We start from the raw sequence: 25,940 nt of genomic DNA on the forward strand, positions 1-25,940 counted from the left end.
CATAATCGGGTTATTGCGGCTGACGCCGAGACTGATCCAATAAACTGCCCAAACTGGCCGCTTTCGGTTTCACTAACCAGAAGTGGCGCGCGTAGTCACTGAAGTCTTCCAAGATGGCTTCGCCACGTGCGGAACCGGTCGCGGCCACATAGGCTTCAATCGTTTCACGCAGATGGCGGCGATACGCCTCCATGGCCTCTGTGGTGACGCGATGAATTTCGACCAGCTCGTGGTTGTACTTATCGACGAAGGAGCGATCCTCATCGAGCACATAGGCAAACCCACCGGTCATACCGGCACCGAAGTTCACCCCGGTCTCGCCCAGCACACAGACCAAGCCGCCGGTCATGTATTCGCAGCAGTGGTCACCAGCCCCTTCAATGACCGCTGACGCGCCGGAGTTACGTACCGCAAAGCGCTCGCCTGCCGTGCCGGCTGCAAACAGCGTGCCGCCGGTTGCGCCGTACAAGCAGGTATTGCCGATAATGGCCGTCTTATGGCTCTCAAACTGGCTCACTTTCGGCGGGATAATCACGATACTGCCGCCGTTCATGCCTTTACCGACATAATCATTGGCATCGCCTTCGAGGTAGAGATTCAAACCCCGTGCGTTCCACACCCCAAAGCTCTGCCCCGCTACACCGACGAAATTCGCGGTCACCGGCGCGGACTCCAACCCTTCATCGCCGTAGCGCTTGGCAATCGCACCCGATGACAGCGCGCCTACGCTGCGATCACAGTTGGTAATGGTGAAGTTAAAATCACCACCCGAACGGTTCTCAATGGCGTCTTTCAGCGCGGCCAGCACCTCTTGGTTCTTGGCGCCGGGATCATGTGGCACGTTACGGCTTACCCTGCAGAACTGCGGCGCATCTTTAGGCACAAAGTCATTCGCCAACAGCGGGGTAAGATCGAGCTTGCGCTGAGAAGCCGTATTGCCTTCCAGCACTTCGAGCAGGTCAGTGCGCCCAATCAAATCGGTAAGCTGGCGCACGCCTAGCTCGGCCATCAGCTCACGCGCTTCTTCGGCGATAAAGCGGAAATAGTTTTTCACCATATCCACGGTGCCACGGAAGTGCTCGCCACGTAGGAAGTCATCCTGCGTGGCCACACCGGTCGCACAGTTATTTAGGTGACAAATACGCAGGTACTTACAGCCCAGCGCCACCATCGGCGCGGTGCCAAACCCAAAGCTCTCTGCCCCCAGAATGGCCGCTTTAACGACATCCAGCCCCGTTTTTAGGCCGCCATCGGTTTGCAGGCGAATCTTATCCCGCAAGCCGTTGATACGCAGCGCCTGATGCACTTCCGGCAGGCCAAGCTCCCAAGGAGAACCGGCATGCTTGATCGACGTTAAGGGACTCGCGGCAGTGCCACCGTCATAGCCCGATACGGTAATCAGGTCGGCGTAGGCCTTGGCAACGCCGGTGGCGATAGTCCCGATACCCGGCTCAGATACCAGCTTCACCGATACCTGAGCTTCTGGGTTGACCTGCTTAAGATCGAAAATCAGCTGAGCCAAATCTTCAATCGAGTAAATATCGTGGTGCGGCGGCGGTGAAATGAGCGTAACGCCAGGCACCGCGTGGCGCAGGCGAGCGATCAACGCATTGACCTTACCACCGGGCAGCTGGCCGCCTTCACCGGGTTTCGCGCCCTGGGCAACTTTGATCTGCAGTACTTCCGCATTCACAAGATACGCCGGGGTAACGCCAAAACGACCGGAGGCGATCTGCTTGATTTTGGAGCTGCGGATAGTGCCATAGCGCTCAGGGTCTTCACCGCCTTCGCCCGAGTTAGAGCGGCCGCCGGCTTCGTTCATGGCCTGAGCCAGCGCTTCGTGCGCCTCTGGTGAGAGCGCACCCAGCGACATGCCCGCGCTGTCAAAGCGTGGCAGCAAGTCTTCAACGGGCTCTACTTCATCAAGCGCAATCGGCGTTTCTGATGGCTTAAGCTTGAGCAAGTCACGAATAGTCGCTACCGGACGCTCGTTCACCAGCTGGGCAAATTTCTTCCACTTAGCGTAGCTGCCCTCTTGAACCGCCTGCTGCAGCGACATCACGACATCAGGGTTGTAGGCGTGATATTCGTGCCCATGGACATACTTGAACATGCCGCCTTGAGAAATGCCCTTCCGGGGAATCCAAGCGTCTTTCGCCAACAGCGCCTGCTGCAGCTGAAGCTCAGCAAAACCAGCGCCCTGAATGCGCGATGCCATGCCCACAAAGCACAGGTCCATCACTTCGTCAGATAACCCCACTGCTTCAAACAGCATCGAGCCACGGTAGGAAGCCAGCGTCGAGATGCCCATCTTGGAAAGAATTTTAAACAGGCCTTTCTGCAATCCCTTACGATAGTTTTCGCGGCCATCTGCCGGGTTCCCAGTCAGCTCGCCGGTGCGATGCATATCAGCCATCACCTGATACGCCAGCCACGGATACACCGCTGTGGCGCCCACACCAAACAGCACCGCCATCTGGTGAGCATCGCGGGCGTAGCCGGTTTCCACCACAATGTTGGCATTGGGGCGTAGCGCCAAATGACCTAAATGAGAATGCACGGCACCGACCGCCAAAGCGGCCTGGATAGGAATCAACCCTTGCGCCAGCTCCGCATCGGTAAGCACTAAAATCACTTTGCCAGCGCGTACCTGCGCTTCTGCTTCTGCACACAGCGCTTTAACCGCCTGATGAAGGCTCTGCTGCTCGGGGTCATAACCCAGCGAAAGCGTGTGGCTGGCGAAAGCGGGGTCTTCCTGGGTGACCAGCGCGGTAAATTTACGTGGCGACAGCACCGGCGTGGTCAAAATCAAACGATGCGCGTGCTCGGGCGTCGCTTTAAAGACGTTAAGCTCAGCGCCGCAGCAGGTTTCCAGCGACATTACGATCGCTTCGCGCAGCGGGTCGATTGGCGGATTGGTGACCTGGGCAAATTTTTGACGGAAAAAGTCTGTCAGCAGGCGAGGACGGCTCGACAATACCGCCATGGGGGTATCGTCGCCCATTGAACCCACCGCTTCCTGGCCAGTTTCTGCCAGCGGGCGCAGTATCTGATCGCGCTCCTCGAAACTGATCTGGAACAGCTTCTGCTGAACGTTAAGCGCGGCGGTATCCATGGTCTGGAAGCGCGCAAGTTCGGTCAGCGCCGACTCTAGATAGTTAGCTTCTTGTTTAAGCCAACGTTTGTACGGATAGGCCGACTTCAGCCGGTCGTCAATATCCTGCGTATGCAGCACTTCGCCGGTTTGCGTATCCACCGCCAGCATTTGCCCAGGGCCAACGCGGCCCTTGGCGACCACGTCTTCCGGCTTATAGCCGTAGGTGCCAATTTCCGATGCCAGCGTGATATAGCCATTCTTGGTAATCACCCAGCGCGCTGGGCGCAGGCCGTTACGGTCAAGCATGCAGACGGCCTGGCGGCCGTCGGTCATGACCACGCCAGCAGGGCCGTCCCACGGCTCCATGTGCATCGAGTTATATTCGTAGAAGGCGCGCAGCTCGGCGTCCATCGTCTCTACGTTTTGCCAAGCGGGTGGCACCATCATCCGCACCGCGCGGTGCAGCTCCATGCCGCCGGTCAGCAGCACTTCCAACATGTTGTCCATACTGGAGGAGTCAGAGCCGACGGTGTTAACGATTTCATCCAGCTCAGCGATATCAGGAAGGCGCTCGTTAGCGAAATTCGCTTTACGCGAGTTTGCCCAGCCACGGTTGGCTTCAATGGTGTTGATTTCGCCGTTGTGCGCCAACAGGCGAAACGGCTGCGCCAGCGGCCAGCGTGGCGCGGTGTTGGTCGAAAAGCGCTGGTGAAACACGCAAATAGCCGTTTCTAAACGCGGATCATTTAAATCCTGATAAAACGCCGGCAGATCTTCCGGCATCACCAAGCCCTTATAAGAGACAACTTCCGACGAGAGCGAAGCAACATAGAAATCTTCTTCGTCGCGCAGTGCCTGCTCGGCACGGCGGCGAGCCATGAACAGATCAACGTCGAAGTGCTCGCCCTGGCCTGGCTGCACAAATAGCTGACGAATACGCGGCAGGCAGTCGAGCGCCATCGGCCCACAAACGCTGGCGTCCGTAGGCACATCGCGCCAACCCAGTACATTAAGCCCACGCGCTTCAAACTCGCGAGTTAGCGTGTCACGGGCATGCGCTTCACGGGCGTCATCGTTAGGTAGAAAGATCACCCCAACGGCAAATTTTTCGCCCAGCTCAGCATCAAATGCCTCTTTAGCAAGCGCCTGCATAAATGGCGTAGGCATTTTAATGAGCAGACCACAGCCGTCGCCGGTTTTTCCATCGGCCGCGATACCGCCGCGATGGGTCATGCAGGTCAGCGATTCAATGGCCGTTTTCAACAAGTCGTGGCTAGCCTGCCCTTCCATATGGGCAATCAGGCCAAAACCACAGTTATCGCGAAATTCGCCAGGCTGGTGAAGACCTTTATTCATGGGCGCGCCTCTAGTCAGGGTCTTTTTTTAGCAGCTTGCATGTGGTAAAAAGGCAGGTTTTGCTTTTTTTATAATGTTTATTACCCGCCCAAAAAGAGATGCTTCCCACCTTCGCTGCTGAAACAAAATGGTCGGCCAGCATAGCGATTCGCACCCTATTTGCGCAATCGCCACTTGCAGCCGATGCTAGAAAAACTCTTTTCAAATCCTGAGCTTGCATCACCACTTCAGGAAAAAATACATAGACTTCAAATACTTGCAAGTGCGTACAACGGTATTTAAACGATAAATAACCACCATTAGACTTTAGTCTCAAAATGCTTGCTCAGCCCATGCCGATAGCGCATAAGGCATGCCGATTACCTTAAAAACCGTTAATTGACTGGGAAGCGAACACCAAAAAGCCCGCCTTTCATCGCCGCTTAGCTTAGAGAGCGACAATGGAAGGCGGGCTTTACGAGCTTACGTTCTTACTTGTTTACTTACTGATGCACTTACTTTCGCCACCTAACGGCGCGGATAGTCATCCAGCAGTGCTTGTAATACCGACATCGGCGTGGCGTCACTGACGCAGGCATCGCCCAAGCTATTGAGCAGCACCAGGCGCAGCTTGGCATCGATATTTTTCTTATCTAGCCGCATGCGCGTTAAAAAGTCTTCGCTGGACATGTTCGCCGGTGCCGTTAACGGCAGCCCCGCACGTTCAATGACCGCCAGGCTGCGGACAAGCATCGCCTCATCAATCCAACCTAGCTGCTTGGAAAGCGTCGCGGCCATGGCCATACCCGTACCCACTGCCTCACCGTGAAGCCAGTTGCCGTAACCTTGATGCGCCTCAATAGCATGGCCAAAGGTGTGGCCTAGATTCAGTAGTGCACGCACACCCTGCTCGGTTTCGTCTTCGGCAACGATATCCGCTTTGATTTGGCAGCTGCGTGCGATGGCTTCGGCGATGACATCGGGCGTGACATCCAGCAGCGCCGACATATTGGTTTCCAGCCAGCTTAAAAAGGCTTCGTCACGGATAAACCCATATTTAACGACCTCGGCAAGCCCTGCCGACAGCTCACGACGCGGCAAACTCTTCAGCGACTCGATATCTACCAGCACCGCTTTAGGCTGCCAGAAAGCGCCAATCATGTTTTTGCCCAGCGGATGGTTAACGCCCGTTTTGCCTCCCACCGACGAATCCACTTGAGAAAGTAGCGTGGTCGGCACTTGAATAAACGCGACGCCACGCTGATAGGAAGCGGCAGCATAGCCCACCATATCGCCAATCACCCCGCCGCCTAGCGCGACCAGAGTGCAGCGGCGATTAAAGCCTGCCTCCAATAGCGCATCCCAAATCCGGCTGACGTATTCAATGGTTTTGTACTGTTCGCCATCCGGCAGCACCAGCGTGCGCACCTCGACATCATCAGGCAGGCTAGCGCAGAGCTTGTGTAGATACAGCGGTGCGATCGTCTCATTGGTGATAACCATCACCTGCTGACCGGCCAAATAGGGCGTCAAAGCATCGGCGCGCCCAATGAGCCCCGTATCGATATGAATGGGATAGCTGCGTTCACCTAAGTCAACGTGAAGCGTACGCCGTGCATCGACAGTAGCGGTCATGGAAATACCTTATGGTTAAGCGTTTCAGCAGTGTGATTGACGGGTGATGGCTCCAAGGGATCAACCAACCGGTATACCCGTCGCAATATTTCATTCACCACCGCCCGGGGGCTGCGCCGGTCTGTGCGCACGGCAATATCCGAGGTCGCTCGGTAAAGCGGATCACGCTGAGCAAACATATCGATGAGCACCTGCTCACGATTAGCGCACTGCAACAACGGCCGATTGCGATCTTTCGCCGTGCGTTTGAGCTGCTGATCAACGGTCGTGAGTAGATATACGACCGTACCTCGATCACGCAGTGTCCGGCGGTTCTCTTCGCGCAGCACCGCGCCACCGCCAGTGGCGACAACCACGGAAGAAAGCTGGGTCAGCTCATCAATCATATGGATTTCTCGCAGGCGAAAGCCCTGTTCGCCCTCGACATCAAAAATCCACGGGATATCCGCCCCGCACCGATCCTGTATAGCGTGGTCACTGTCATAAAATTGGCGCGACAATTCGGCCGCCAGCAGGCGACCAATAGTGCTTTTGCCAGCCCCCATGGGGCCAATAAGAAATAGATTAGGTAAATCCTGCATCAGCGAACCGTCAAGCCATCGTCAAGGAGTCGTGGAGTAATAAAGACTAACAACTCTACCTTTTCATTGCTCTCTTCGGTATAGCGAAACAGTCTACCCAGCAAAGGAATGTCGCCCAAGAGCGGGGTCTTGGCAATTTGGCGAAGCTCTTCTGTCGTTAAAATACCGCCTAACACCACCGTTTGGCCGTTATCTACCAATACTTGGGTTTCAATTTGATTGGTATCAATCGGCGGCTCACCGCCAAATTCTGATTCACGAAAGCTATCATTTTTGATCACCAGATCCATAATAATGCGATTATCCGGCGTGATTTGCGGGGTGACTTCCAGTGAAAGCTCGGCTTCTTTGAACTCAGTGTCCAGATTGTCATTGCCATCTACGCGCTGGAAAGCGCGTTCCTCACCCTGGCTGATCCTGGCAGTACGCTGATTGGCGGTAATAATTCTAGGCTGCGAAATAGTCTGGCTTTTACCTTCACTTTCCAGGGCGCGTAGCTCCAGATCCAACAAAATATCGCCCGACAAATAGCCAAAGCTAAAGCCGGTGCCACGCCCTGATGCCGTCCCTAAGTCAACGGCCAGACCGCCCTGCGCCCGGTTAATGTTATTGGGATTAATATTTCGCCGCCGAAATGCGCCATCATCGCCTTGTTGAAAGCCTCGCGTACTCGACATACCCCAGTTAATACCAAGTTCACGCGACGCGGTGTCCCGCGCGATAACAATGCGCGCTTCTATTTGCACCTGACGAACGGCGACGTCCAAGCGATCAATCGTGCGGGCAATATCGCGCACCTGCGCTGCGGTATCCTGCACTAACAGCGTATTGGTTCGATGATCAACGCTCACCCGACCACGCTCAGTCAGCAGCCCGAAGCCGTCGCTTCCGCCCCCGCTTAACAGCTGAGCCAAATCGTCGGCCAGCGCATATTTAATTTCGATAAACTCGGTCACCAGTGGCAACAGCGTTTCACGCTGATGGCGAGCTTCCAGCGCCTGGCGCTCTAAGTCAGCCAGCTCATGAGCGGGCGCTACCAATATCACATTGCCCTGCTCACGGCTCGACAACCCTTGGGTTTGTAAAATCAGCGCCAGCGCCTGATCCCAAGGCACATCATTTAAATTAAGCGTCACGCGTCCGGCCACGCTATCACTGGTGACCAGATTAAGGCCGGTAAACTGGGCCAGCGTCGCTAACACTGAGCGAACCTCAACATCTTGAAAATTAAGACTCAGCAGTTCGCCGTCAAAGCTCTTCTCTTGCGTTTGAGCAGAAGGCGGCGCTTGGCTGCCCGGCTGTACATCGACCGTCAACGTGCGCCCCTTTTGCGAGGAGATCATCGCAAAAGCCCCCTCCGTTGCGATCACTAGCTGGGTACTGCGCGGCTCTGATCGAGGCGTAATGCGCGTGACTGGAGTGGTAAAATCAGTGACATCGTAGATATGATTCAGTGCGTCAGGGAGGGAGACACCGGGCAGCTCAACGAGCACGGCCTGTGCGCTATTTTCAACCACGCTGGCGTCAACATCTTCACGATCAAAGGTAACAATGAGCCGACCGGCACCGTCCTGGCCGCGTCGAAAATCAATGTTTTCTATATGCGGCCCCTCGTCGGTTTCAAGCGCCGCGGCAGCTTCGCTATTAGCGCCATGAGGGTCAGCCTCAAAGCGAATACGTAGACGACCTTCCAGCACGCTCGAAGTGAAACTCTGCGCCTCGCGCAGATTAACGACCAGACGCGTTCGCCCATTGCCTTCCAGGGCGACGATCCGCTCAATGCCAGCGCGATTCACGTCAACACGCCGATGGGCGAGTCCATTTTGCGTAGCGGCCAAATCAAGCGTGACCCGAGGTGGCGCCGTTAAACGATAGCTGCGCAGCTCGGGCACGCCGCCGGAGAAATAAAGATCAACGTTAATCCCTTCGCTTTGCGCAGGCAGCACGTCGATATCGGTCAACACCGACCCAGCGGCCCATGAAGGCAACGCCATCGATACGGATGCGCCTATTGCTATACATAATGAAGCCAATAGCGGAGGCAAGCGTGCGGCTATCTTCGCAAAGAATCTTCGTCGCCAAGCGGTCACTGTCATAAGCTATTATCCAGTTACAAGTCGTCTTCGATAATGACGAGCGATACCTGTCGCTCCTGCCAACCTTCCTGCTGAGTAAGCACCTGTTCGGTGAGATACAGTGCTTGCGCGTCTATTTGTGCAATTCGCCCATCGTTAGTGCCCATGTAGTCGCCTTCTTTAACACTGGTCACGGCGCCATCGGGCGATGCAATTAACGCTACTCGGCGCCCCGCCATTGCCATCGTGCCCACCAGATGAAGCTCTTGCAGAGGAAATTGCTCTAATGGCTGCGAGGCACGCTGTGGGTTCGGCGCTTGCACACGGCCGCTGCGCTGATTGCCATCCTCAGCTGTCGCCTGTGGCACCAAAAAGGGGCTGCGCTGATTGCTATATAAGTAGTCTAACGAAGCGCTTTCAGGCTCTAGCACGCTTATTGATGGCGGCTCGCCTACCGGCGACTGTCGGATATCAGACAGCGTCTGGGCCAATGGGTCTAAATCAGGCTCCACACACCCCATCAGCAAGGCCGCTGAACTCAACAACATCACCATCGGCGCGGCATGCTTCACAAGTCGCTGCTGTTGCCTTGGCGTCATAGCACTTCGGCCCCCTCATCCAGTGGCTGAACACTGTTTTCGGGATAGCGATAGGTGCGGGCAAGGAGCGACAGCTGCAGCATATCGCCGTGCCCCTCAACGGGCGCCAAGGTGAAGTCATGCTGGGTTACCATGCGTGGCAGTAACGCGATATCGGCGATAAAACGCGCCAGCTGGTGATAGCCGCCGCGCACCTGAATATCCAGCGGCTGCTCTATATAGTGCGGCTGCTCCAACGCAGGGCGCAGCCAGATAGTGTCAATTATCAGGCGGCTATCCGCCGCGGCATCACTGATACTATCGAGCAGTGAGGGGATTTCCGCATCGCGGGGAAGCATCGTGTGAAAGTGCGCCACCTGCGCTTCTAAGACGGCCAACTGGTCACGCCGTTCCGGCAAGAAGGCGGCTTCAGACACTCGGCTGCGGTATTCACTTAACAGCCGGACTTCCTGGCGCTGCGCGGCCATGAAGGCATCGCGCTGTTCACTCACCGTTAGCCATAGCATCACGCCCAACGCCACTAGCAGCGTTACACCGCAGCTCAAAACCTTTAATAGCCACGGCCAGTTACCGGCTTCTTTGACGTCTAACCCTCGCCAGTCAATCTCGCGCAAGCGTTGCCATTCAATGGCCCAGTGGTTGCGCTGAAAACTCATAGCGCCGCCTGTTCAACGTCGAAATGAAACACGCGGCCCGCGCCGTCCTGCTCACTCTCCAGCGCCGAAAGCACTGGCACGCCCAAGCCCGATAGTGCGGCAATACGACGAAGCTGCTCGGACACCTGCCGGGCGCTGCCCGCAACCGCCGTTGCGCTGATGCTATTATCGCTTCTCGAGAGCCGCTGATAGACCACGCCGCTCACGACGCTATTCGCCACGTTATTAAACAGGTGCACGGTATCGGTGCGCGTAGACTGCAGCGCTTGAAAAACGGCTATTTGCTCGTTTAGCCGCGCAGCATCGCGCTCCACGCGCGATACGCTGTCAATATCCGCATGCAGACGCTCAATGTGGCTGCTAATAAGCGCGTTGCGCTGCTGCTGAGCGGCCAGCTTAAGCTGATAAAATTGAGAAATGAGCAGCCCAATCACCACGCCTACTAGCAGCATGACCGCCACAGCGACATAGTATTGTCGCGTTCGCCGCTCACGCTGTGCCTGCCGCCAAGGCAGCAGATTAATAGCCATCTTCACAGGCAGACTCTCATTGATTCACCCTCATCGCTAAGCCACCGGCGGTTAGCATCGTCGGCGCATCATTCATCAGGGCTTGAAGATTTAAACGTTTATTGACCTGCATGTGCTGAAAGGGATTAGCGATGGTGACCGGCGTACCGCTATGGTTAGCAATACGTTCAGCCAGGCCAGGCATGACGCTTGATACACCGGCCAAAACGATATGTTGTATTGGCTGCTGATGCGCCTTTATGTGGTAGCGCTGTAAGGCGCGCATAACCTGCTGAGCAATGGCTTCGAGTAAAGGGCTAGTTAGCGGCCTATCGTCAAACGCCGTACTGCGGCTATAGACAACATGCTGGCCATGCAAGACGTGAAAAACATGCGTTGCAGCGTCAATATCGACGACGCCAATACAGGCCACACCAACATCGCCAGCTGAATCACCTGCGTGCGTTTGGCCACGCAATTCACCCAGCGAGCGCGCCAAAGCAAAGGTGTCAACGTCCACAACCGCAGGCTCAAGACCTGCGCACTCTAACGTCTCAGCAAGCTGGATAACGTCGCGGTGGCGACAGGCCACCAGGCCCACCTGCTGCTGCCCTTCATCAAGCGGCGCAGGGCCCTGGCATTTAAAATCAAAAGCAACGTCATTGAACGGAAAAGGAACATGGCGGTCGTATTCGGCCATAATGCGTTCTTCTATCTCGTCTTCACGCAGCTCGATAGGAAAACTCAGCGTTTTAGTGATGGCCGCACTCGCAGGAATGGCGACGGCGGCTTGACGCGTATGGGGTTGCGCATGGTCTAAAGCGCGTTTCAGCGTACTGGTAACGTCATTAATGTCACGAATACGACGTTCAATTATCGTACTTTCGCGCAGCGGTTTAACGGCATAACTGACTACTTGGTAACTACCGCGGCACTGCGCTAGCTCCAGCAGTTTTACACTCGCCGACGTAATGTCTATACCGATCAACCCTTTATCGGATTTCATAAAGCGCATAGTAGGTCAAGCTCCACCTGCTGATCACGTGAATCGAGGTTACCTTATTTTTAATTAAGACTCACGCGAACGAACTTACAACATATCAACACTGGTGGCCGCCGCCTCAGCTTCCTATAATGGCAGCCAATTACATGATGCGGCCGTTCAAACGCCGATCTTTTTATTCTCTCCAGGGTGCTCTTTGTTCATGACGTTTCTTCGAACCCTTATTGTGTCGCTATTTTTTCTCATCGTGTCATTGGTCGGCGCCACCGTGCTGGCCGTGGTGGCTGCGGCTATTTATTTTGCGCCGGGCTTACCCGACGTTCGTCAACTGCAGGACTTTGAGCTGCACACTCCGCTGAGAATCTTTACGCAAGACGGTAAGCTGATTGGCGAATTTGGTGAGGAGCGGCGCGTGGCGGTCGACTTCGATGAAATTCCGCAGGATATGGTCAATGCCTTGGTCGCTGCCGAAGACACCAACTATTTTGATCATGCCGGCGTCGACCCTCGTGGCTTAGCCCGGGCCGCAGTGGAGCTAGTTAGCAGTGGTGGGTCTATCCAGTCAGGCGGCTCGACCATCACCATGCAGGTCGCCCGTAACTACATGCTGACACTGGATCAAACCTTTACACGTAAGATTCGTGAAATTCTGCTGGCGCTGCAAATGGAGCAAGTGCTCAGCAAAGAAGAAATTTTCGAGCTTTACGTTAACAAGATTTTCTTGGGCAACCGTGCCTATGGCATCGCAGCTGCCTCTGAAACCTACTACGACAAGCCACTGGCTGAATTGACTCTCGCGCAAACGGCGATGATTGCGGGGTTACCCAAAGCGCCCTCCGCGTTCAACCCTCTGGCGAATTCAGAACGCTCGCTTATTCGACGCAACTGGATTCTCTTTCGCATGCGCGAGTTAGGCTATATCGACGAGAGCACCTATCAATCGTCGGTTCAGGATCCGGTGACTGCCCGCCGTCACTACACGCAAACCGAAGTTGATGCTGACTACGTTTCAGAAATGGCGCGTCAGTACGCGGTTGAGCGCTTTGGCGATGACGCCTATACCGGCGGCTACCGCATCTACACCACTATTAATAGCGAGCTACAGCCCTTTGCTCAAAAAGCACTCGCCGATGGTCTGACCGCCTATGACCTGCGCCATGGCTGGCGCGGGCCAGAGCAGCGTGAAATTGCTGCCAGCTTAGTCGAAGCGCAAGAGCAAACCGCAACTCAAGGCCTTGAAGAGGAGCTTTCTGAGTCACCCGAAATTCGTCAAACCGCCCGCCAGGCCGCCCAGCGTAGCCAAACGGAAGTCGAAGGGATTGATGGCGACGTCAGTAACTGGGTTCAAGTACTTGAACGCACGCCCAACTACGGCCTGCTGAAACCCGCCATCGTAGTAGAAAGCAGCGGCCGGGAAATGAAAGTACTTACCCGCAACGACGGGCTACAAACGATCCCATGGGCGGGTTTAAGCTGGGCACAAAAGTACCTTAGCCCACGCGGCCGTGGGGCAGAACCCAGCTCGGCGGATCAAATTGCCGTCCGTGGCGACATGATTCGCGTGATTAAGAATGAAGATGGCTCACTGCGCCTTTCTCAACGCCCGGATGCCGAAGGCTCGCTGGTCGCCCAAGACCCGCGCACCGGCGCGATTCTCGCGCTTCAAGGTGGCTTTGACTTTAACGCCAGCAAGTTCAATCGCGCGGTACAGGCTCAGCGCCAGTCAGGCTCTATCTTCAAGCCATTCATTTATTTGGCGGCCCTTGAAGATGGCGAGATGAATGCCGCAAGCGTGGTCAATGACGCGCCGGTAGTACTCGACGACGGCAGCAACTCTTTATGGCGCCCGGTGAACTCTAGCCGAGACTTCCAAGGGCCGATGCGATTACGCCCTGCGCTGGCTCGTTCACGCAACCTAGTGACTATCCGCGTCCTGCAGACGATGGGCTTAGATCACACGATTAACTACTTGGAAGGCTTCGGTTTTGCGCCAGGCCGGTTGCCACATGGATTGGCTTTAGCGCTAGGCAGCGCGAGCTTAACGCCCATGGAGATGACCAACGCCTACGCCGTTCTTGCCAATGGCGGCTTCCAAGTGGCGCCCTGGTTTATTGAACGCGTTACCCGCAACGATGATCGCGAATTGATTGATGAAGCGACGCCTCAAGTGGCTTGCCCAAGCTGTGCAGAGGATCAGGAAACGGTAGAAATTGATGGCCGCGAATACCCCATCGCCAAACGGGTAGCCGACCCGGCCGCCGTTTATATTCTGCGCGACATGCTGCGTGACGTTATCACCTCGGGCACTGGCCGCGGTGCACTAAGCCTGAACCGTGAAGACATCGTGGGCAAAACGGGCAGCACGAACAGCCTGCGCGACGCATGGTTCGCGGGCTTTAACAGCGATCTCGTCACCACGGTGTGGGTCGGTAAAGACAGCAACGAAACCCTCGCTGAGTATGGTGCCGGTGCCGCCTTACCGATTTGGGTAGAGTTCATGGGTGATGCGCTGGAAGGCACGCCGCTTGCCGTGCCAGAACGCCCTGATACGATTGTGACTGCGCGCGTTGATCCGGATACTGGCCGTCGCTTAACTGACGACCAGCCAGGCGGCCTCACCGAGCTGTTCCATCGTGATCACTTGCCGGACTACCAGCAGCGCCGCATCAGTCGCGAGCTGGAAGAAGCCAGTGGCTCGCAAGGCTCAGGCACAGCAGAGTCAATCTTCTAACGCTAGCGGATAATCCCTACGCCACGGCGCAATAGCGAAAAGGCCCGGAGAGAATATCTCCGGGCCTTTTTTTATTACTTACTCAGCGTCTTTGCGGCTATCGCCATTAGTTATTAGCCATTAACGACAGGCGCTTGCGGCTGGCGCTTACTGGCCAGCCAGTTAGCGCCAATGACCACAATCATCACCACAACACCGGCAATCTCGGTCATCAGGTTAGGATAGAACACCCCAATAATCGCCGCCGTAATCGCCAGGCGAGGTAGCCACGACATACGCGTAAACAGATACCCTTCCAAGGCCGCTGCAAAAGCACCTAATGCCAGGATGGCTATGATGCCGTTCCAGATGACAACGGGCACAGGCCCACCCATGATGATTTCCGGGTTGAACACCATAAACAGCGGAATCAGGTACAGCCCTTTGGCAAACTTCCACGCCTGGAAGCTCGTTTCCATCGGTTTACTGCCGGCTATCGCCGCCCCGGCAAAACCTGCCAAGGCGATGGGCGGCGTCACGTTAGAGTCCTGGGAGTACCAGAACACCACCAGGTGAGCGACCAGCAGCGGGATCCCAAACTCCTGGGTAAGCGCCGGGCCAACTAACACAATCAGCACGATATAGCTCGCCGTTACCGGCAGGCCCATGCCTAGTACTAAGCTTGCCAAGAGCACCATCAGCAGCGCGAGCAGGATATTGCCGCCAGAGAAGGCCAGCATCATCGACGAGAATTTCAGGCCTAAACCGGTTAAACCCACAACGCCAACGATAATACCGGCAACCGCGCAGGCCATTGAGACGGACACCGCGTTGCGCGCACCGAGTTCTAAACCTTCAATAAGCTTGGCAAATCCCGCGCGGATAACGTTTTTAATCGACGTCGACGTTACCGGCTGACCCTGGCTCGGCGCCACAAAGAAAAACCACAGCGCATAGCGCAGTACCGCCACGGCTACCATGGTGACCACCGCATAGTAGCCCACGCGCATAGGCGACATACTCAGCGCCAGCAGCCAGACCAGCACGGCTAGCGGCAGCAAGAAGTGCCAGCCATCTTTCAGAACTTGGCGCATCTGCGGCAGCTCTTCTTTCGGCAGCCCCTGCATGCCTTGCTTAAGAGCAATGATGTGGACAAACAGATAGACCGTCGAGAAATACATAATCGCCGGCAAAATACTGACTTTCACAATGTCCAAGTACGGCGTATTGGTGTACTCGGCAATCAAGAAAGCACCCGCCCCCATCAACGGCGGCATAATCTGCCCACCGGTTGAGGCCGCAGCTTCAATCCCCCCCGCCTGTTTGGCTTTGTAGCCCAGTTTTTTCATTAGCGGAATAGTAAACGCGCCGGTGGTAACAACGTTGGCAATCGCGCTGCCGGAAATAGATCCCATGCCCGCGGAGGCTAGCACCGCAGCCTTGGCCGGCCCGCCGCGCTGGCGACCGGTGGCGGCATACGCCATGTCTATAAAGAACTTACCCGCACCAGTACATTCCAAAAAAGCGCCAAACAGTACAAAGATAAAGATATAGGTGGCCGCCACGCCGAGCGGCAGGCCGAAGATACCCTCTTGGCCCAAGTAAAGCTGGCCAGCCACGCGGTCAATGCTATAGCCGCGATGTTCCAGGATGCCCGGCATCCACTCGCCCAACCACGGCAGCTCGCCCCGCGGCCCGGCAAAGGCATACACAATGGCAATCAAGCCGATCACGGTCATGCCGAAACCCACCGCGCGACGGCTCGCTTCTAGCACCGTCACGGTCGCAATACAGGCGACCAGAATATCGGTACTGCTCCAAAAACCTGCTCGGCTGAAAATCTCATCCAGGTTGAACACTAAATAGCCGCCGGTGACGATCGCCCCGGCTAGAAATACGAGATCAACTCCCCACCCAACGACGCCACGTTTACTGGTGGGGCCAAAGGCTGGAAACATTAAAAATGCCAGCATCATGATCAATGCCAGGTGAATACTGCGCTGATAAAACAACCCTAACGGCTGGATACCTGCGGAATACAGCTGAAAAAGGGAAAGTCCCACCGCCACAATGGTGATCAACCACAGCACCATGCGGGGTTGAATCACATTACCGCCTGGTATTACGGTCGGCGGTTGATTGGATTCGTTCATGAAGTCCTCGGAAGCGTTAACTAATGTCGTTTTTATTCACGCGGGGAGGCGTGAGGAGCGGCTAGCTGAATGGTCACGCGCTGCCCAGCGGCGAGGGCGCTCAAGCTTACCTGAGGATGCTCGCCGTCTGGCCACACCACTCGATGATTGACGGCAGGCGAGCCGACTCTTAGTAGATAGCGATTATTGGCGACAGGCTCGTCAATCGCATTAATCCAGTAACCACCTTCACCGTCTGAGACCTGCTCTCCACGGCCAAAGATATGCCCAAGCCCTGCAGCGAAGTCAGGTTGATGGCTACGCTCTAACTGCATCACGCCTGCCGCATTTCGATAGCAGTCAAGTACGGTGAAGTGCTCCACAGAGTGCTGCCACTTAATACACCAGCGGCCGCCAAGAGGGACCGTTTCATCCACCAAGACGTCGCCTTGCTCGGTTGTCACTGCTAATCGCATAAACGGCGTCGCCGAAGCGGGGGAAGCCCCCGCTTCGGCGAATGGTAAACATGCAATCAGTAGCGCCACCAGTCGATGTTGCCACTGCATGGTGGTGTCCTTTAGCCGTTACGGACGCAAGCGATCCGGGATGTCAGCGCCAACTTCTTCGAAATAACGCAGCGCACCTGGGTGTAACGGCACCGGCGTAGAGTCCATAGTGAACTGAACGGTGGTGTCATTAGCAGCAGGGTGAACAGCAATTAGCTCGTCGGTGTTTTCAAACAGCAGCTGGGTAAGCTGATACGCCAACTCTTCGTCCATATCGGCGTTAACCACCAATACGTTAGGAATACCAATCGTCTGAACCGCTTCATCCATGCCGTCATACATACCGGCGGCTAGCTCATACGGTGCAAACACCTCTTCTTCTGCCTGCGCGTTAGCAATCTCTTCGTCAGAGAAGCCAATAAGACGAATATCACGCGTGGCGGCTAGGTTAAGAATTGAACTGGTGGGCGGCCCTACGCTCCAGAAACCAGCGTCGATATCGCCATCGCGAATCGCATCGGCGGTTTCATTGAAGTTAAGGCGCTGAGGCGTAAAGTCTTCGTAGTCAACGCCATTGGATTCAAGCAACGCACGCACATTAAGCTCAGTGCCGCTGCCCGGTGCGCCCACAGAAACGCGCTTACCGGCCAAATCTGCAATCGATTTAATATCCGACTCTGCTAGCGTAACCAGCTGCACGGCATTGGGATACACAGAGGCCAGCGCACGGGTATTTTCGACCTGACGCCCGTCAAAGTCACCGGTACCGGTGTACGCCTGATAGACCGTATCAGCCAGCGCCAGCGCTAAATCCGCGTCGCCGCGCATGATCAGCCCCATATTCTCAACCGACGCACCAGTAACTTCCGCCGTCGCCTGAGCCCCTTCGATATGGTTATTGATCATTTCAGCGAAACCACCGCCGATAGGGTAATACACGCCGCCGGTGCCACCGGTCGCAATTGAAAGTTGTTGGGCGCTAGCGGGTAGCGCGACCGCGAGCAACGATGCGGCAGCTGCTGTGGTGTATAGAGAGCGTAGAGTTCGCATGAGCATTTCCTCCGTCCTGCTTGGACTTATAGGTATGGTTGACGATAAAGGAGGTTTTGGAGCCCCAGCGCCTGCCGGGCAATCAAACGGCTAAGCAAACGCGGTGGAGGAGAAGTTAGCACGGCTTAAGCGTTAGATGCTAATTGGCCATTATTAACGTTTAACAACATCACAACGCCCACAACCGCGAGCAATGTCAGCATGGTCATCAGAAATAATCCGCCGACAACAATGCTGAAATACGTTAGTAATCTCTTAACCTCTGCCAAATAGTTAATATTTATTGATAATAGCTGACAATCTTTCACAATGTACCGCTACTCGCTCAGGAGCCATACTGAAATGGAACCCGATAGTCAAACGCCAACCTTTAAGGAAAAAAACATTAGCGCGCCAAGCGGCCCCCGTCAAAATTTAGCCATCAGCGCTTATCGTCAGCTTAAGCATGACATTATTCGCGGCTGCTATGCGCCGGGACAAAAGCTGCTAATGACGCACCTTAAAGAACATTACGGCGCGAGCACCGGGCCGCTGCGCGAAGCGCTTTCCCAACTGGTGGCAGACCGCTTAGTGGTGGCGATCAGCCAACGCGGCTATCGCGTGGCCCCGATGTCGCTGGCCGAGCTCAACGATATTTACGATGCCCGTGCCCAGCTTGAAGGGCTGATTCTGCGCCTAGCCATAGAGCGCGGCGACGACGACTGGGAAGCCACGGTGCTGGCTACCGCTCACCTATTAGCGAAAGTCACCGACATCAACACGCCCGATGACCTTCTCGAAATCTGGGACCAGCGCCATAAAGCCTTTCACACCGCGATTGCCAGCGGCTGCAACTCCCCTCACCTGCTGCAGATGCGCAACACGCTGTTTGATCAGGTAGAGCGCTACCGCCACCTGTGGCTGCAAGAAACCGTGATGTCGCCCCAGGCGCTAGAACTTAAGCGCCAAGAGCACTCAGCGCTGGTGGATGTCATCTTAGCCCGCGACACCGCTCAGGCCGGCACCCTGATGCGCGACCACCTGATGACACCGGTTCCGATTATTACCCGCGTTCTCAAAGCGCGCGGCATCGAATAAGCATGTCGGTTTAAGCGTGTCACTTCCAAAATAAATTCTGCGTTTTAAAAAAATGTAGATATTTTAAATTAACGGCGATACATTGGCCTTATGCTACTTTGCAGCCAATCCATTGCTGTGGGCGATTTATAGCGCCTGCATAACGAATCGAGGAATTTACGCCATGACGCATTTTAACTGGGACGACCCGCTGCTACTGGAACAACAGCTGACGGACGAAGAGCGCCAGATTCGTGATGCAGCCTATGATTACTGCCAAGAAAATCTTCAGCCCCGCGTGCTAACTGCCTTCCGCGAAGAGCGCTTTGATCGTGAAATCATGAGCGAGATGGGCGAACTTGGCCTGCTTGGTGCCACCGTTTCCCCAGAGTACGGCGGCGCGGGCGTTAACCACGTCGCGTATGGTTTGATTGCTCGTGAAGTTGAGCGCGTTGACTCTGGCTACCGCTCAGCCATGAGCGTGCAGTCTTCGCTGGTGATGTACCCCATCGAAACCTACGGCTCTGAAGAACAGAAGCAAAAATTCCTGCCCAAGCTTGCCAGCGGCGAGATGATTGGCTGCTTTGGCCTGACCGAACCCGATCACGGCTCAGACCCGGGCGGCATGATTACGCGCGCAGAGAAAGTCGACGGCGGCTATCGCCTAACCGGCGCCAAAATGTGGATCACCAACAGCCCTATTGCCGATATCGCGGTGGTATGGGCCAAGTCAGCGGCTCACGACAACCAGATTAAAGGCTTTATCGTTGAGCGCGGCACTGAAGGCTTCAGTACGCCCAAAATTGAAGGCAAAGTATCGCTGCGCGCCTCGATTACCGGTGAGATCGTACTAGACAACGCCTTCGTTCCTGAAGAGAACCTGCTGCCTAACGTCAGCGGTCTGAAAGGCCCGTTTGGCTGTTTGAACAAAGCCCGCTACGGCATCGCTTGGGGCGTCATGGGCACCGCTGAGTTCTGCTGGCACGCCGCGCGTCAATACACGCTGGACCGCAAGCAGTTTGGCCGCCCGCTAGCTGCTAATCAGCTCATCCAGAAAAAACTGGCCGATATGCAGACCGAAATTACCCTGGGCCTGCAGGCAGCGCTGCAGGTTGGCCGCCTGATGGACAGCGGCAACTGGGCGCCGGAAATGGTCTCGCTGATCAAGCGTAACAACTGCGGCAAAGCGCTGGATATCGCTCGCCAGTCCCGTGACATGCACGGCGGCAACGGTGTTTCCGACGAGTACGGCGTCATTCGGCATATGGTCAACTTAGAGTCGGTGAATACGTACGAAGGTACTCACGACGTGCATGCCTTGATTCTAGGCCGTGCGCAGACGGGCATTCAGTCGTTCTTTTAATAGACTTAGGCTTAATAGAACTCTGAACAATAGCCTTTAATCGTCATTAGCCAAGGAAGCAGCTGTTATGAGCAAGCCTCTATTAAGCGAGCCAACCAAGCCTCTGGCCGGGATTAAAGTACTCGATATCTCTCGGGTGCTGGCCGGGCCATGGTGTGGACAAATGCTCGCGGACATGGGGGCGGATGTGATTAAGATTGAGCGCCCGGGCAGTGGTGATGATACCCGCCATTGGGGCCCTCCTTGGCTGGCTGGCACAGAAGAGTCGGCGTATTACCTGTGCGCTAACCGTGGCAAGCGCTCAGTAACCGTCGATATGGCCAAGCCCGAAGGCCAAGCGGTGATTAAGCAACTTGTCGCTCAATCGGATGTGCTGATAGAAAACTTTAAAGTGGGCGGTTTAAAGCGTTACGGCCTGGATTACGCGAGCCTGCAGGCGCTAAACCCCAAACTGATTTACTGCTCAATTACCGGTTTTGGTCAGGAAAGCCCCTACGCCCACCGCGCGGGCTACGACTTTATGATCCAAGCGATGGGCGGCATCATGAGCCTGACGGGTAAGCCAGACGATGAACCCGGCGGCGGCCCGGTCAAAAGCGGCGTAGCATTTACCGACATTTTTACCGGGCTTTATGCCGCCAACGCGGTGCTTGCGGCGCTTTATCAACGCCGTGATAGCGGCGTTGGCTGCCACATTGATATGGCGCTCATGGATGTGCAGGTCGGCGTGCTCGCCAATCAGGCGCTTAACTATCTAACCTCGGGCAATGTGCCTCAGCGACTAGGTAACGCTCATCCTAATATCGTGCCCTATCAAGCCTTTGCCACCCAGGACGGCCATATTATTGTCGCTGTTGGCAATGACGAACAGTTCAAGCGCTTTTGTACCGTGCTGTCACTGCCAAGCTTGGCTGAAGGCCCGCGCTTCGCGACTAACGGCGCACGGGTTAACCAGCGCGCATTGCTGGTTCCACAGCTGGAAGCGGCACTGGCTCAACGCGGCACCGATGAATGGCTCGCTGCCTTTGAAGCGGTAGGCGTACCCTGCGGCCCGATTAATACGCTAGACCGAGTATTTGACGACCCCCACGTCAAAACTCGCGGGCTTAAGCAAACCCTGCCCCACGCCCAGGCAGGCCACGTAGATTTGGTAGCCAACCCCATTCGCTTCAACGGTAAGCAAATGAGTGCCTCAACGGCGCCACCGCACCTGGGTGAACATACCGAAAACGTATTGGATGAGCTCGGCATTACACCAGAGCAGCGCACCGCTCTTCGTGAGGCGGGCATTATTTAGCCCGCACTGATGAAATATCTTCCCCTTTGTGGCGCCTCACCAGGCGCCTTTTTTGTGTCTATTTGGGCACGCAACCATTATCGGTAAAAAAATTAATTATACTTTAATAAAAAATATATACATAGCGCATGAGTGGTGTGATTTATTGTCATGAAGTGGCTGCGTAAGATAGATTTACCGTCAATTTGCGCTACCCTATTAGTGTTGTAATGTGCTTATCAATCTATCCGTGACGAACCTATTTTTGGGCGGCGGAAAACAAGTAATATCATGCAAGGGAGAAAACATTGGCTCATTCCAATCCCTCTCGCGGTTCTGGCGGATTTTTCGCCAAATTCGTGGGGGTTATAGTTGCACTTGTCGGTCTCGCTCTTGGCGGCGGCGGGCTCTATCTGGCAATACTCGGCGGCTCCTGGTATTACCTAATCGCCGGTGCGGCAACGCTCGTAGCTGGGACTCAGCTGATCCGAGGGCACGTGTCCGGCGCTTACATTTTCGCGCTTGTCTTTATTGGCACTTTCCTTTGGGCCGCGTGGGAATCGGGACTTAACTACTGGCGCTGGATTCCCCGCCTGGATGTTGTATTGATCCTGGCCATTCTAGTTGCCTTAGTGGCCCCTTGCCTAAGAGGTGGTCCCGGGCGCAAATCCAGCTTCTCCGTTGCGGGCGTGATGGTATTGGGACTGATCATAGCCGGCGCGTTGGCATTCCTACCCGGCCGTGGTTATCAGCACTTTGCCGATGTACCCGCAATGGCAGAAGGCTCGCTGGCGACTGACATGGGCGATGCCCAACCTGCAGATGCCCCCGCTGACGAGGACTGGGTTGCCTACGGCCGTGATTCCGCTGCGACGCGCTACTCTCCGCTCGAGCAGATCAACCCTGATAACGTAGGCGATCTCGAAGTGGCCTGGGAATATCGCACTGGCGACTTACTCGACCACCGGTGGGGTGCTGAGACAACACCACTAAAAATCGGTGATAACGTCTTTCTGTGTACTTCGCGCAACATTTTGATTTCTCTTGATGCAGCCACTGGTGAAGAGAACTGGCGCTACGATCCGGTGGTTTCTGAAGACTCCATCCCCTACACCGCCGCTTGCCGGGGTGTGACCTACTACGAAGTGCCCGAAAACTACGCTGCTCCGGAGAGCGATGATAACGCTGCCAGCCAGGGTGAGCAGATCGCGGCCAGTGGCGAACAGGAAGATGGCGAAGACAACGCGCCACAGGACGAAACGCCGACTCCCGTCGCCACCAATGACGATCAGGCCTGCCGCACGCGCATTATCTCCGGCACCCTAGACGGTCGCCTGATTCAGGTCGATGCCGCTAACGGCGAGCCCTGTACAGATTTCGGTGACAACGGCCAGGTCGATATAAAGCACAATATGGGCGAGACGCCACCAGGCTACGTTGCCATAAACTCGCCGCCTGTCGTCGTCAACGATGTCCTTGTGACAGGACACCAGGTGCTCGATGGCCAGCGTCGCTACCCACCCTCCGGCGTGATTCAGGGCTATGACGTGGTGACCGGCGAGCAGCGCTGGGCCTGGGATGCAGGTCGCCCCGACCAGAGCGAACCGCTGACCGGTGATGAAATCTATACGCGCGGTTCCCCCAACATGTGGACGATCGCCGCCGGTGATAGCAGCCTAGGGTTGGTCTATCTGCCGATGGCCAATGCTGCCGGCGACTACTGGAGCAGCTCGCGCACCGAAGAAGAAAACGAGTGGGCAGCGTCCATGGTCGCTCTTGACGTAGAAACAGGCCTGCCTGCATGGCATTTCCAAACGTCTCACGTTGATGTCTGGGATTATGACCCTGGCTCCCAGCCTACAATGATCGACTTCCCCACCGGCAATGGTAATGTGCCAGCGCTGGTGATGCCGACCAAGCAAGGCGAGATCTACGTCTTCAACCGCGAGACTGGTGAGCTGCTGGGCGGCGGTGCGGAAGAGCGCCCGGTACCGCAAGGTGGTGCCGAGCCCGAAATGCGCAGCGAAACGCAGCCCTTCTCGCTCTACGCTACGTTGCGTCAGCCGGATATCACCGAGAAGGACATGTGGGGCATGTCCCCCTTTGATCAGCTTTTCTGCCGCATTCAGTATCGCCAGGCAAGCTGGGAAGGTATGTACACCCCGCCGACTGCTGACCAGCCTTGGGTTCAGTACACCGGCTATAACGGTGGCTCCGACTGGGGTAGCGTTGCGATCGACCCGCGCCGGGGCGTGATCATTGCTAACTACAACGACATGCCCAACTATAACGAGCTGGTGCCGCGTGACGTTGCCAATGAGCGTGGCTGGGTTCCGCGTGAAGAGCTGGATGAAGATACCGGCGGCGCCGAAGGTGCGGGTGATCCGCAGGCCAACACGCCCTATGCGATCAACGTGAACGCTGGCTGGCGCGTGCCCTTTACGGGGATGTTGTGTAAGCAACCTCCTTATGGTCATATCCGCGCTATAGAACTTGCGACCGGTGACACGCTGTGGGATCGACCGTTCGGTACCGCGCGTGCCAACGGCCCCTGGGGCATCCGCTCCGGGCTACCGATCGATATCGGCACGCCTAACAACGGTGGCTCCGTGGTTACGGCCGGCGGTTTGATCTTCATCGCTGCGGCAACGGATGATCTTATCCGGGCAATCGATATCGAAACGGGTGAAACCGTGTGGCAAGCTGCGCTACCTGCGGGCGGCCAGGCCAACCCGATGGTTTATGAAGCCAACGGACGCCAGTATCTGGTGATCGTGGCGACGGGCCACCACTTCATGGAAACCCCCACCGGCGACTACGTGATCGCCTACGCTCTGCCGGAGAAAAGCGATTCCTGATCGCTCACTTCGCTAGCGGTAACACGAGATCGCCCCGGCCAAATGGCTGGGGCGATCTCTTTCATGGCAAACCTTTTTCGCCGAAAAGCGTGAACGACTACTCAACCGTGCTCAACGGCGAACAAAGAGCAAGCCTGTCGCTTTTGCATACTATATACGTGCTCTATTACCTACTATGCTGAAAGAACAACCCTCATCAACAGGAAATGAGCTATGAGCAGTAATGCCGAACTCAACGAGCTAAAACATAAATACGTTGCCGCGGGCGCCGCGAGCCCGGCGACGGCCTTTGCCGATCGTGCTGAAAATGCTGAAATCTGGGACGCTGACGGCAACCGTTTTATCGACTTTGCAGGCGGCATTGGCGTGCTCAACGTAGGCCACCGCCACCCTAAAGTGGTCGCCGCGGTTAAAGCCCAGCTTGATAAGCTAATGCACACCTGCCAGACGGTTATGCCTTATGAAGGCTACGTCAAAGTCGCCGAAAAGCTCAGCCACCTCGTTCCGGTACGTGGCCATGCCAAAGTAATGCTGGCTAACTCCGGCGCCGAAGCGCTGGAAAATGCCGTTAAAATCGCGCGCGCCGCTACCGGTCGCTCCAACGTGATTTGTTTTGACGGCGGCTACCATGGTCGCACCTTCTTCACGATGGCGATGAACGGCAAGGTGGCGCCGTATCAGAGCGACTTCGGCCCAATGCCGGGCACCGTTTTCCGCGCACCCTACCCAGTGCCTTACCACGGCGTTAGCGAAGACGAAGCCATTCGCGGCTTAAAGATGACGCTAAAAACGGACGCCAACCCCAAAGACACTGCGGCGATTGTGCTTGAACCGGTACTCGGTGAAGGCGGCTTTTATCCGGCATCCACCAGCTTTTTGACCAAGATCCGTGAAATCTGCGATGAGCACGGCATTTTAATGATCATCGATGAAGTGCAATCGGGCTTTGGCCGCACCGGTAAGATGTTTGCTATCGAACACAGCGGCGTTGAGCCAGACATCATGACCATGGCCAAGAGTATGGCCGACGGCATGCCGATCTCTGCCATCGTGGGTACCGATAAAGTGATGGATGCTTCTGGCCCTAACTCCCTAGGCGGCACTTACACCGGCAGCCCGACTGCCTGCGCAGCCGCGCTGGCGGTGATGGAAGTGTTTGAAGAAGAGAACATTCTTGAGAAGAGCCAAGCCTTGGGCGAAAAGCTTTCAAAGCGCTTCACCGAGTGGGCAGGCAAGTTTGAATGCATCGACCACGTGCGCAACATGGGCTCAATGGCGGCGTTCGAACTGGTATCGAATAAAACAGACCACACGCCGAATGCCGAGCTGGCCGCAGCGCTGTGTAAGAAAGCCCGCGAAGAAGGCTTGATTCTGCTTTCCTGCGGCATGTACGGCAACACTATCCGCTTTTTGATGCCGGTCACTATTGAAGACGACGTACTCAACGAAGGGCTGGATATTATCGAGTCCTGCTTGGAGTCGCTGACCTAAGCGCTATT

The 25,940-nt window shown here is 55.8% G+C and carries 18 protein-coding genes; 6 read left to right on the forward strand and 12 right to left on the reverse strand.

What is annotated here, in order from left to right; all coding sequences use genetic code 11:
- Positions 1–10: 10 nt before the first annotated feature.
- The 9 genes from gltB to pilM form a co-directional block, all read right to left on the reverse strand.
- Entirely contained in the window at positions 11–4,453 is a 4,443-nt protein-coding gene (gene gltB / locus ACT3TF_RS09180; RefSeq protein WP_441684395.1) for a glutamate synthase large subunit, read from the reverse strand.
- Between the two features lie 10 nt (positions 4,454–4,463).
- The gene (locus ACT3TF_RS09185) at positions 4,464–4,715 is read right to left on the reverse strand and encodes a hypothetical protein (protein WP_441684394.1); all 252 of its coding nucleotides are present in this window, start codon (positions 4,713–4,715) and stop codon (positions 4,464–4,466) included.
- Between the two features lie 245 nt (positions 4,716–4,960).
- On the reverse strand, positions 4,961–6,067 hold the full coding sequence (gene aroB / locus ACT3TF_RS09190) for a 3-dehydroquinate synthase (protein ID WP_444672079.1): 1,107 nt from the start codon (positions 6,065–6,067) through the stop codon (positions 4,961–4,963).
- The gene (aroK, locus tag ACT3TF_RS09195; RefSeq protein WP_096281997.1) at positions 6,064–6,648 is read right to left on the reverse strand and encodes a shikimate kinase AroK; all 585 of its coding nucleotides are present in this window, start codon (positions 6,646–6,648) and stop codon (positions 6,064–6,066) included. The genes aroB and aroK overlap by 4 nt, the downstream gene beginning before the upstream one ends.
- Complete coding sequence (gene pilQ / locus ACT3TF_RS09200) at positions 6,648–8,642, reverse strand: type IV pilus secretin PilQ (protein WP_444672080.1); 1,995 nt, start codon at positions 8,640–8,642, stop codon at positions 6,648–6,650. Before pilQ ends, aroK begins: the two co-directional genes overlap by 1 nt.
- A 116-nt stretch (positions 8,643–8,758) precedes the next feature.
- Positions 8,759–9,322 carry a pilus assembly protein PilP gene (locus ACT3TF_RS09205; RefSeq protein WP_193062783.1) on the reverse strand — a complete coding sequence of 188 codons (564 nt, stop codon included), beginning with the start codon at positions 9,320–9,322 and terminating at the stop codon, positions 8,759–8,761.
- The gene (locus ACT3TF_RS09210) at positions 9,319–9,978 is read right to left on the reverse strand and encodes a type 4a pilus biogenesis protein PilO (RefSeq protein ID WP_444672081.1); all 660 of its coding nucleotides are present in this window, start codon (positions 9,976–9,978) and stop codon (positions 9,319–9,321) included. Before ACT3TF_RS09210 ends, ACT3TF_RS09205 begins: the two co-directional genes overlap by 4 nt.
- Positions 9,975–10,508 (reverse strand): PilN domain-containing protein, encoded by a 534-nt coding sequence (locus tag ACT3TF_RS09215; RefSeq protein WP_225734354.1) that lies wholly within the window; start codon positions 10,506–10,508, stop codon positions 9,975–9,977. Before ACT3TF_RS09215 ends, ACT3TF_RS09210 begins: the two co-directional genes overlap by 4 nt.
- Before the next feature lie 16 nt (positions 10,509–10,524).
- The gene (gene pilM, locus ACT3TF_RS09220; RefSeq protein WP_444672082.1) at positions 10,525–11,502 is read right to left on the reverse strand and encodes a type IV pilus biogenesis protein PilM; all 978 of its coding nucleotides are present in this window, start codon (positions 11,500–11,502) and stop codon (positions 10,525–10,527) included.
- Between the two features lie 190 nt (positions 11,503–11,692).
- Between pilM and ACT3TF_RS09225 the strand changes: the two genes are divergently transcribed.
- Positions 11,693–14,221: a penicillin-binding protein 1A gene (locus tag ACT3TF_RS09225; RefSeq protein WP_193062789.1), complete on the forward strand. Its 2,529-nt coding sequence runs from the start codon at positions 11,693–11,695 to the stop codon at positions 14,219–14,221.
- 113 nt (positions 14,222–14,334) lie between these two features.
- On the opposite strand, the gene ACT3TF_RS09230 is transcribed toward ACT3TF_RS09225, so the two are convergent.
- From ACT3TF_RS09230 to ACT3TF_RS09240, 3 genes are read right to left on the reverse strand one after another with little or no spacing between them, the layout of a single operon-like run.
- A complete protein-coding gene (locus ACT3TF_RS09230; protein WP_096282004.1) occupies positions 14,335–16,353 on the reverse strand; it encodes a TRAP transporter permease in 2,019 nt (672 codons plus the stop codon).
- Positions 16,354–16,385: 32 nt separating this feature from the next.
- Complete coding sequence (locus tag ACT3TF_RS09235; protein WP_193062793.1) at positions 16,386–16,898, reverse strand: DUF1850 domain-containing protein; 513 nt, start codon at positions 16,896–16,898, stop codon at positions 16,386–16,388.
- An 18-nt stretch (positions 16,899–16,916) separates the two neighbouring features.
- Positions 16,917–17,888: a TAXI family TRAP transporter solute-binding subunit gene (locus ACT3TF_RS09240; protein WP_096282006.1), complete on the reverse strand. Its 972-nt coding sequence runs from the start codon at positions 17,886–17,888 to the stop codon at positions 16,917–16,919.
- Positions 17,889–18,230: 342 nt separating this feature from the next.
- Here ACT3TF_RS09240 and csiR point away from each other — a divergent pair, with 342 nt between their 5' ends.
- The 5 genes from csiR to gabT all read left to right on the forward strand — a co-directional run bounded on the left by csiR (position 18,231) and on the right by gabT (position 25,932).
- Positions 18,231–18,965 (forward strand): DNA-binding transcriptional regulator CsiR, encoded by a 735-nt coding sequence (csiR, locus tag ACT3TF_RS09245; protein ID WP_193062795.1) that lies wholly within the window; start codon positions 18,231–18,233, stop codon positions 18,963–18,965.
- 163 nt (positions 18,966–19,128) lie between these two features.
- Entirely contained in the window at positions 19,129–20,307 is a 1,179-nt protein-coding gene (locus ACT3TF_RS09250) for an acyl-CoA dehydrogenase (protein WP_096282008.1), read from the forward strand.
- A gap of 67 nt (positions 20,308–20,374) precedes the next feature.
- Complete coding sequence (locus tag ACT3TF_RS09255) at positions 20,375–21,604, forward strand: CaiB/BaiF CoA transferase family protein (protein ID WP_444672083.1); 1,230 nt, start codon at positions 20,375–20,377, stop codon at positions 21,602–21,604.
- Positions 21,605–21,891: 287 nt separating this feature from the next.
- Entirely contained in the window at positions 21,892–24,441 is a 2,550-nt protein-coding gene (locus ACT3TF_RS09260; RefSeq protein ID WP_441684388.1) for a membrane-bound PQQ-dependent dehydrogenase, glucose/quinate/shikimate family, read from the forward strand.
- A 213-nt stretch (positions 24,442–24,654) separates the two neighbouring features.
- Entirely contained in the window at positions 24,655–25,932 is a 1,278-nt protein-coding gene (gabT, locus tag ACT3TF_RS09265; protein ID WP_096282011.1) for a 4-aminobutyrate--2-oxoglutarate transaminase, read from the forward strand.
- Positions 25,933–25,940: the final 8 nt, after the last annotated feature.

Source organism: Halomonas sp. AOP25-F1-15 (assembly GCF_052378675.1).
Classification (GTDB): domain Bacteria; phylum Pseudomonadota; class Gammaproteobacteria; order Pseudomonadales; family Halomonadaceae; genus Vreelandella; species Vreelandella casei.

Bases quoted from the DNA above. Each gene is read 5' to 3' on its own strand.
- ACT3TF_RS09215 (WP_225734354.1), bottom strand. From the start codon at position 10,508: ATGGCTATTAATCTGCTGCCTTGGCGGCAGGCACAGCGTGAGCGGCGA.
- aroB (WP_444672079.1), bottom strand. From the start codon at position 6,067: ATGACCGCTACTGTCGATGCACGGCGTACGCTTCACGTTGACTTAGGT.
- csiR (WP_193062795.1), top strand. From the start codon at position 18,231: ATGGAACCCGATAGTCAAACGCCAACCTTTAAGGAAAAAAACATTAGC.
- ACT3TF_RS09210 (WP_444672081.1), bottom strand. From the start codon at position 9,978: ATGAGTTTTCAGCGCAACCACTGGGCCATTGAATGGCAACGCTTGCGC.
- gltB (WP_441684395.1), bottom strand. From the start codon at position 4,453: ATGAATAAAGGTCTTCACCAGCCTGGCGAATTTCGCGATAACTGTGGT.
- ACT3TF_RS09230 (WP_096282004.1), bottom strand. From the start codon at position 16,353: ATGAACGAATCCAATCAACCGCCGACCGTAATACCAGGCGGTAATGTG.
- pilQ (WP_444672080.1), bottom strand. From the start codon at position 8,642: ATGGCGTTGCCTTCATGGGCCGCTGGGTCGGTGTTGACCGATATCGAC.
- aroK (WP_096281997.1), bottom strand. From the start codon at position 6,648: ATGCAGGATTTACCTAATCTATTTCTTATTGGCCCCATGGGGGCTGGC.
- ACT3TF_RS09240 (WP_096282006.1), bottom strand. From the start codon at position 17,888: ATGCGAACTCTACGCTCTCTATACACCACAGCAGCTGCCGCATCGTTG.
- ACT3TF_RS09205 (WP_193062783.1), bottom strand. From the start codon at position 9,322: ATGACGCCAAGGCAACAGCAGCGACTTGTGAAGCATGCCGCGCCGATG.
- ACT3TF_RS09235 (WP_193062793.1), bottom strand. From the start codon at position 16,898: ATGCAGTGGCAACATCGACTGGTGGCGCTACTGATTGCATGTTTACCA.
- ACT3TF_RS09250 (WP_096282008.1), top strand. From the start codon at position 19,129: ATGACGCATTTTAACTGGGACGACCCGCTGCTACTGGAACAACAGCTG.
- pilM (WP_444672082.1), bottom strand. From the start codon at position 11,502: ATGCGCTTTATGAAATCCGATAAAGGGTTGATCGGTATAGACATTACG.
- gabT (WP_096282011.1), top strand. From the start codon at position 24,655: ATGAGCAGTAATGCCGAACTCAACGAGCTAAAACATAAATACGTTGCC.
- ACT3TF_RS09225 (WP_193062789.1), top strand. From the start codon at position 11,693: ATGACGTTTCTTCGAACCCTTATTGTGTCGCTATTTTTTCTCATCGTG.
- ACT3TF_RS09255 (WP_444672083.1), top strand. From the start codon at position 20,375: ATGAGCAAGCCTCTATTAAGCGAGCCAACCAAGCCTCTGGCCGGGATT.